The organism is Amycolatopsis sp. NPDC049252 (assembly GCF_043197175.1).
In the GTDB taxonomy this organism is placed as follows: domain Bacteria; phylum Actinomycetota; class Actinomycetes; order Mycobacteriales; family Pseudonocardiaceae; genus Amycolatopsis.
Window position 1 is genome coordinate 1 of the sequence record NZ_JBICSQ010000159.1, and the last position, 8,326, is coordinate 8,326.

At 73.8% G+C, this 8,326-nt stretch carries 6 protein-coding genes; all 6 read left to right on the forward strand.

Annotated features, from left to right (window positions below; translation table 11 throughout):
• Positions 1-2,044, forward strand: a 2,044-nt coding sequence (locus ACGFMK_RS48385; protein WP_392778663.1) for a DUF4157 domain-containing protein, incomplete at its 5' end; no start/stop codon positions are given.
• 7 nt (positions 2,045-2,051) lie between these two features.
• Complete coding sequence (locus tag ACGFMK_RS48390) at positions 2,052-2,546, forward strand: phage tail protein (protein WP_392778666.1); 495 nt, start codon at positions 2,052-2,054, stop codon at positions 2,544-2,546.
• Positions 2,543-3,736, forward strand: a complete 1,194-nt coding sequence (locus ACGFMK_RS48395; RefSeq protein WP_392778668.1) for a phage tail protein — start codon at positions 2,543-2,545, stop codon at positions 3,734-3,736. The genes ACGFMK_RS48390 and ACGFMK_RS48395 overlap by 4 nt, the downstream gene beginning before the upstream one ends.
• A gap of 18 nt (positions 3,737-3,754) precedes the next feature.
• Entirely contained in the window at positions 3,755-5,563 is a 1,809-nt protein-coding gene (locus ACGFMK_RS48400) for a phage baseplate assembly protein V (protein WP_392778677.1), read from the forward strand.
• 26 nt (positions 5,564-5,589) lie between these two features.
• Complete coding sequence (locus ACGFMK_RS48405) at positions 5,590-5,988, forward strand: GPW/gp25 family protein (protein WP_392778671.1); 399 nt, start codon at positions 5,590-5,592, stop codon at positions 5,986-5,988.
• Between the two features lie 2 nt (positions 5,989-5,990).
• The gene (locus ACGFMK_RS48410) at positions 5,991-7,961 is read left to right on the forward strand and encodes a putative baseplate assembly protein (protein ID WP_392778674.1); all 1,971 of its coding nucleotides are present in this window, start codon (positions 5,991-5,993) and stop codon (positions 7,959-7,961) included.
• The last annotated feature ends 365 nt before the right edge of the window (positions 7,962-8,326 follow it).

An 8,326-nucleotide genomic window follows, 5' to 3' on the forward strand; every position in this document is an offset into this window, starting at 1 on the left:
GGTCGTGACGCCCCGGCGGAGGTTCGCCGTGCTGCCGGCCAGGACGCCCACCCCGCCGCTGACCGAGGCTCGAGCGGAGTACGTGGCCGAGCCGGTGGTGCCCGAGCGGCCGTTCCGCAACGTCACGGAGGTCGACCGGCTCGCCGCCCGGTACGAGGAGATGGGCCTGGCCACGGCGATGGGGTTGCTGGGCATGGCGGACGGGCCGTCGGTGGCGGAGCCGCCACCGGCGCCGGAGCCCGGCCCGGACCCTGCCCCGGCTCCCCTGCGGCCCCAGCGCCCGAACCTGGCGCAGAGCCGTCGATCGGGACTGCGGGTCGCGCGCACCGGGCCCGACGCCGGCTCGGCGAACCCGGCCGGTCCCGGTGCCGAGGACCCCGACCCGTCCGGCCCTCCGCCGACCGCGGACAGCCCCCGACCGGTATCGGCCGGTCCCCTGCCGACGGCCGCCGATCCCCCGCCGGTTCCGGCCGGTTCACAGCCGGTGTCCGCCGGTCCCGCACCGGTCCCGGTCGGCCCGCTGCTGGTCCCAGCCGGTTCCCCGTCGGCGGACCTCGCGTCGAGCCCTGTCCCGGCGACCGGGCCGGCCGGGTCACCGGCACCGAGCGACCGGACGCCGGGCGTGCCCACCGCCTCGGCCGCACCGGCCACTGTGGACAGTGCGCCGGGCCCGCCACGGCCACCCGTCGAGCAGACCCGGCGTGGCACACCGCAGCGCACAGTGGCCGCGCCGCTCTGGCCGCGGCCGAGGAACAGGGTGGCGGCCGAACCGTCGATGCCGGCAGCGGACCGGGTGACCGGACAACCGGCGGCAAGCGCCGAACCCGAACCGGCCACGGCGAACCGGACGGTCGGGCCGCCGACGGCGGCGAGCACCGCGGTCGAACCGGCCACTGCGGACCAGGCGGCAGCGGCGAACGCGGCGGTCGAACCGGCCACCGCGGACCAAGCCGCTCGACAACCGGCAGCGGCGAGCGCCGGGCCCGAACCGGCCGCGGCGAACCAGGCGGCCGGACAGGCGGCGAGCGACGCGGGCGAACGGAGACCGGCGAACCCGGCGGCGCACCGGCGGGCCACGCCGGAGCCGCCGGAGAAACCGCCGTCTCGGGAGGAGCCGCTGCCGGTCACCGGTGGGCCGGTGTACCGCGCCGTCCTGGACCACCGGGCACCCGCGCCACCACCCGCACCCCTGCCACCCGGGCCGGTCGTGGTCGCGGTGCCCGATGAGCTGACCACGCTGTTCCGGCAGGAACTCGGCGTGGAGGTCGCGCCGATACCCGTGCACCGGGGGCGTGCGGTGACCCAGCGGGCCGCCGAACTGGGCGCCCGGGCGTTCGCCCACGGCGGCGAGGTGTTCCTGCCCGATCGAGCGGGTCCGCTGACCGAGCGGCCGGTGCGCGCCCTGCTGGCGCACGAACTGGCCCACGCCGTCCAGCAGCGGACCCTCGGCGCGGCACAACCGTCGCCGGACTCCGCCGACGGTCACGAACTGGAGCACGCCGCGCTCGCGGTCGAAGACTGGGTGGCGGGCACCGGCTCCGCGCCCGCCGGCCTGCTGCACCGCGCGGCCGGTCCGGTGCCGATGGCGCCCGGTTTCCCGGCCGCCGCCGTCACCCAGCTCGCGGAAGGCACCGCCGTCGCCGAACCGGCGACCGGGCCACCGCCGGTGCCGGCCTCGACGTCCTGGACGCTGCGGGACGGCTTCACCACCGGGTCACCGGCCGCCGCCGAACCCGAGGTTCCCGAGCCGCCGTCCACGGCAGCGCCGGACCGCCTGTCCGGCCCGACGCTGCCGTGGATCCCGCCGCGCGAGGCCGAACCGGACCACGAGATCGGCCGCGCCGTGGCCGCAGCGTTCCAGCAGATCGCGGACCTGCGGGGATCCGTCGCCGACCTGCGTGCCCGCGAGGACACGCCCGCCGAGCCGCGCACCGTGGACCTGAGCGAGGTCGTGGGCCGGATCTACGAGTACGTCCGGTCCCGGCTGCGGGCCGAGCTGATCGTCGACCGGGAGCGGGCCGGCTTGCTCGTGGACATCGGATAGGAGGGCTGTGACCGTGGGACTGGGGAAGCTCAACGCGAAGGTGTCGGAATTCCTGTTCGACCAGGTGGCGATGACGCACCGGTTCGTCGTGCAGATCGACATGGCCGAATACGACCTCGGCACCTGGACCCGGGTCACCGGTCTGAGCGTGTCCTGGAGCAAGCACACCTACCGGCCCGGCGACAACAACGACGAACTGGTGTTCCCCGGCAACATCAGCTACCAGCCGGTGCGGCTCAGCCGGGCGGCGTGTTCGCAGTCGGCGAAGGTGCAGCGGTGGCTGAAGGACACCTCCCGCAGCCACACTCCCCTCAGCGGCGGCATCCACATGCTCGACTACCTCGGCGCGCCGGTGATCACCTGGGAGCTCAAGCAGTTCTTCCCGATCTCCTGGGCGATCGCCGACTTCGACTCCACGGCGGCCAGACCGGCCATCGAGACCCTGGAGCTGGCCCACTCCGGCTTCCTCGACGACGAAGCGGGCCGCGGAGGGGCGTTGTGACGATCCCCCACCTCGTCCAGGCACCGCTGGGTGTCGCCTCGGCACTCGGCTCGCGCGCCTCCGTGCCGAAGCCGCCCGGCCCGTCGGCGACGCCGCGCTACGGCATGACCATGTGGTTCCAGGTCGTCGTCACGAGCCCGACCGGTCAGCGGAACCTCGGCCTCTGGTCCGGCTGTTCCGGCCTCGCGGTCGCGTTGGAGACCAGAGAGCTGCGCTCGGGCGGGGAGTACCAGGCCCCCTACCTGTACCCGGAACAGATCAGCTATCCGAACGTGCGGCTGGAACGGGCGATGGAACAGACGTCGTCCGGACAGGTTCGCGACTGGCTGGAAAAGGTCGCGCGCGACTGGATCGGCAGCGCCGAGGGCGGCGCGGCCATGGTGACCGCCAAGCCCGGCGACAAGCCGGCGTCGTCCGGGTTCCACGGCACGACCGTCACCATCACGCTGCTCACCGCCCTCGCCCACGACGCGAAGGGCGCCACCGGGTCCGGCGCGCCGCAACAGGAGCGGCGGGTGGCGACCTGGGAGCTGCAGGACGCGATCCCGGTCCACTGGCAGGGACCCGCGCTGACGGCGAAGAACGGTGACATCGCCATCGAGCAGCTCACCCTGGCGCACCGTGGTTTCCTCAAGGCGGAGCGGCCCACCTCGGGCGGCGCGGCCGGGTTGAACAACCAGGAGCAGGGAAAGCTGCGTCTGTCCATCCCGGACTCCACGGCCCCGGACGACCTTCTGGTGTTCCAGTACAGCCCCGCGACGCTGACCGAAGAGCTGACCGTCCGCGGTGCCGAAGAGAACAGCACGCTCGTGGTGGGAACGGCCAAGGAGGGCGAGCTGGTCTACAACCGCAAGAACATCACGCTGAGCGACCTGCACATCGAGGGTGTCGAGGCCGTCAAGGAAACCTACGACAAGCTCTGGAAGTGGACCGAGCCGGACATCGGCAGCAACAAAGCGAACCCCAAGGCGCACAAGGACAAGCGCGTCGTCCAGACGCTGCGCCTGCGGCTGGGCTCGGGTACCGCGGGTGTCGTGATCGACGAGGACGTCACCATCAAGCGGGTCAGCTTCCACTACCTGCGGTTCACGTCGGCGGGGGTGCCCAGCCGGGCGAAGCTGACGCTCGCCGTGACCGTGCGGACCCGCGGCGACCTGGCCACCACCGGTGCCTCCACACCGGTCGTCTGAGAGGAGCGAGCCGTGTCGATGCCCACGTTCGTCTTCGGTTCCGCCGATCTGGTGCGGATCGTCCCGGACATCACGTGCGGCGGGAAGCCGCTGTCCGGCGAGCTGTCCGACCGGATCGACCGGGTCGTGGTGGACACCCACCGGCACCGGCCGGACATGTTCGAGATCAGCTTCGTCGACCAGGACCTGACCGTGGCGGCGTCGGCGGCGCTGCGCATCGGCACCGCGGTGACGATCGGCTCCGCGTCCGCCGCGGACGACACGCCGAGCGACCTGGTCTCCGGCGAGATCACCGCCGTCGAAGGGTCCTACGGCCGGCTGCGCCGCACCGTGGTCCGCGGCTACAGCCTGGACCACCGGTTGCAGCGGGGCACGCGCAACCGCACGTTCCTGAACGTCAAGGACTCCGCGCTGGCGAGCAAGATCGCCGAGGAGTACCACCTGCCGATCGGCACCGTGGACCAGACCAGGACCGTGCACCGGCACATCGGGCAGGTGAACCAGACGGACTGGGAGTTCCTGCGCTCGCGGGCCGCCGAGATCGGCTTCGACGTCGGCATCGTGGCCGGGCGGTTCTGCTTCACCAAGCCCGTGGACGTGCGCAACGCGAAGACGGCCGGGTTGGCCTACCCCTCGACGCTGCGGTCCTTCGAGCCGAGGATCACCGCGGGCAACCTGGTGGCCGACACCGAGGTACGCGTGTGGGATCCGGCGGCGCGACGGGCCGGCAACGCGATCGTGGCGACCTCGACCACCTCGACGCACCTCGCCGGCACCGATCCCGCCGCGTTGACCAGGACGTTCCGGCCGACCACCGGGCCACCGCCCGCGAAACCGGACCCGACGATCGGCGAACTGGGCCCCGCGGCGAGCGCCCACGCCCAGGCGCTGACCACGCTGCCGGTGGCCACCGGCAGCGGGATCGACGGCGCGGCGCGGGAAGCGGCGACCGGCGCGGCCCAACGGCTCGCCGGGACCGTCGTCGAGGCCTACGGCGAGGCGGTCGGGAACCCGGCACTGCTGGCGGGCCGCACGGTGCAGATCACCGGCGTCGGCACGACGTTCGAGGGACGCTGGCTGCTGACGAGGGCCGTGCACACGTTCGGGGTGAGCGGCTACCTGACGCGGTTCGAAGTCAGCGGCAGCCAGGAGCGGTCCGTCCTGGGACTGGCGGCGCTGGGCACCCGGACCGCCGACCGGGGCATTCCCGGGCTGGTCTGCGGGGTGGTCGGCAACATCAACGACCCGGACAAGCAGGGCCGCGTCCAGGTGATCCTGCCGTGGCTGTCCCCGTCCTACGTCACGGACTGGGCGCCGGTCGCCCACGCGGGAGCCGGGAACACCACGGCGGCGCTGTTCCTGCCCGAGGTGGGCGACGAGGTGCTGGTGGGCTTCGAGTTCGGCGACCCGCGCCGGCCCTACGTCCTCGGTGGCATCACCACCGCGAAGGCGAAGCACGACCTGGGTGGCCCGCCGGTCGCCACCAGCGGCGGCACGGCGGCCGTGGTGTGGCGGGGCATCGTCTCGCCCAACGGCAACCGGCTGGCCTTCCACGACGAGCGGACGCCGGGCAGTTCGCCGACCCCGACCAAGGGCGAGATCGTGCTGGGCACCGCCAAAGGTGACGTCGCGATCGTCATCGACCAGGTCAAGGGCACGTTGAAACTGGTCTGCAAGAACGGCGGCCGGATCGACGTCCAGGCGGGAAAGGGCGCCCAGGTCACCATCGGCGGCGGCGCGGACCTCAGCCTGACGGCGGAGAAGTCCATCAAGATCGAGAGCAAGGGCCCGGTCGAGATCAAGGGCAACCCCATCAAGCTCAACTAGCGCAGCCGGAACGACCAGGAGTGACCATGTCGATCGACGTCATCGGTTCGGGTTGGCGCTACCCGCTCGGTTTCACCGCGGGTGGCGGCGTCGACCTGGCCCACGGCAACCGCAGGCTCGAACAGTCGATGCGGCTGATCCTCACCACCTACCCGGGTGAGCGGCGGATGCTGCCGGAGTTCGGGTCCCGGTTGCGGGACTACGTGTTCGCGCCGTTGTCGCTCGACACCGCGACCGAGCTGTCCGCCGAGGTGCGGCGGGCCCTCGAGCGGTGGGAGCCGCGGGTGACGATCACCGACGTCGTCACGCTGCCCGACGCGGACGACCCCACCCTGCTGTCGGTCGACATCGCCTACACCGTCGAAGAAACCGGTGACCGCCACCGCCTGGTGTTCCCGTTCCACCTCGACGGCGAGGGACGGTAGCGATGGCGTTGCCCACCCCGAACCTCGACGACCGGCGCTTCCCCGACCTGATGGCCGACGCGCTGCGGATGGTGCGCCAGCACTGTCCCGAGTGGACCGACCACACCCCGTCCGACCCCGGGGTGACGCTGATCGAGGCGTTCGCGTTCCTGGTCGACCAGCTGTTCCGCCGGCTGAACCAGGTGCCCGACCGCCTGCACGTGAAGTTCCTGGACCTGATCGGGGTGCGGCTGCTGCCGCCGACGCCCGCGCGGACGGACGTCACCTTCTGGTTGTCCGCCCCCGCGGTCACCGGGATGACGATCCCGGCGGGCACCGAGGTCGGCACGCTGGGCACCGAGGCCGTCGACCCTGTTGTGTTCGCCACCGAACGGGACTTCACCGCCGTGGTCTGTGAACTCGCCGGGGTGCGCACGCGCGCGGCGGACGCGGACGCCGGTGTGGACCGCGGGACCGAACTGCGCGCCGGGTCCGTTCCGGCGTTCTCGCCCGTGCCGCGGCCGGGGGACAGCCTCTTGGTGGCCCTGGACGTGGCGGCGCCCCGCTGCGCGGTGCGGCTGCGGCTGGACAGCCACGTGGACGGCATCGGCGTCGACCCGGGCAACCCGCCCCTGGTGTGGGAAGCCCACGACGGGACGACGTGGCACCGCTGCCGCGTGCTGATCGACGGGACGGGCGGCCTGAACCGGCCGGGGGACGTCGTGCTGGACGTGCCCGGGCAGCACCGGATGAGCCTGCTGGACGGGCTGCGCGCGGGGTGGCTGCGGGCCAGGGTGGTCGCGACGGACCCCGGCAGGCCCGGCTACCGGGACTCGCCGACGCTGTCCGGGGTGACCGCCTGCACGGTCGGCGTCAGCGGCCCGGTGCGCAACGCGCGGTCGATCCGCGAAGAACACCTCGGCACTTCGGACGGCTCGCCGGGACAGGTGTTCGCGGTCGGGTCGCGGCCGGTGCTGGCCGGGGCCGGCGACCCGGTGGTGCAGGTCAGTTCGGACACCGGCTGGCAGCAGTGGCACCCGGTCGGGCACTTCGCGGCCAGCGGGCCGGACGACCGCCACTTCGTCCTCGACGCCCACGCCGGTGAGATCACCTTCGGTCCACTGGTCCGCCACGCCGGCGGCGGCGCCGTGCAGCACGGCGCGGTGCCCGAGCGGGGCGCCGCGGTGCGCGTCCGTGACTACGCCGTGGGCGGCGGCACGGCCGGCAACGTCGGCGCGGGCACGATCACCACGCTGCGCTCGTCGATCCCGTTCGTGGCCGAGGTCGGCAACGCGACGTCGGCGACCGGCGGCACCGACGCGGAGACCGTGGCGCAGGCCAGGGACCGCGGCGGCGTCGCGCTGCGCACCACGGCCCGCGCGGTCACCGCGGAGGACTACGAGGTCCTCGCCCGCCAGGCCGTGCCGGAGGCCGCCCGGATCCGCTGCATCACCGCCGGCGACGCCGGGCTGCCGTCGGCCACGGTGAAGGTGCTCGTCGTGCCGGCGGCGCCGGACGACGGCGGCAAGGTCCGCCTGGCCGACCTGGTGCCCCCGGACGAGACGCTGGCCCGGCTGGCCGAGCACCTCGACCGGGTACGCCTCGTCGGCACGACCGTGCTGGTCGAACCGCCTCGCTACCGCGGCCTGACGGTGGTGGCCCGGCTCGTCGCCCGGCCCCGGCTCGACACCGTCGACGTGCGGGCCGACGCGCTGGCCGCGCTGGCCCGCTACCTCAACCCGCTGCCCGGCGGCGGCCCGGACGGCCGGGGCTGGCCCTTCGGCCGCGCGGTGCGGCTCGGTGAGATCCACGCGCTGCTGCACCAGGTCCGGGGCGTGGACGTCGTCGAGGACGTCCGGCTGTTCAGCGCCAACCCGGTGACGCGGGAACGCGGCGCCGAGGCCGACCGGATCGAACTGGAGCCCAACAGCCTGGTGTTCTCCTTCGACCACCAGGTCCGCGTCGAGGCCCACCAGTCCGGGGGGACGCCGTGATCGTCTGCGGGGAATGCGGGCGGTCCAACCGCGACACCGACACGTTCTGCGGCTCGTGCGGGGAGTTCCTGGAGTGGACCGGGGAGAAGGTGGCGGTCACCGCGCCCGCCGCCGCGGCCGTGGAGCCTGAGGCCCCGGTGCGGGCCGGGCTGCTGCGCCGGGTCGTCGGCGTGATCGTTGGCCCACCGACCACGGTCTCCGGCCGGCCGGTCCCGCAGGACGCCCGGGGACCGGCGACAGCGCTCCCCGGCGCGCCGCCCGTCGGCCTGGCGCCTCCGCCTCCGCCTCCGCCCCCGCCGCCTCCTCCCCCGCCCCCACCTCCGCCTCCTCCCCCACCACCTCCGCCACCTCCCCCGGTCGGAGCG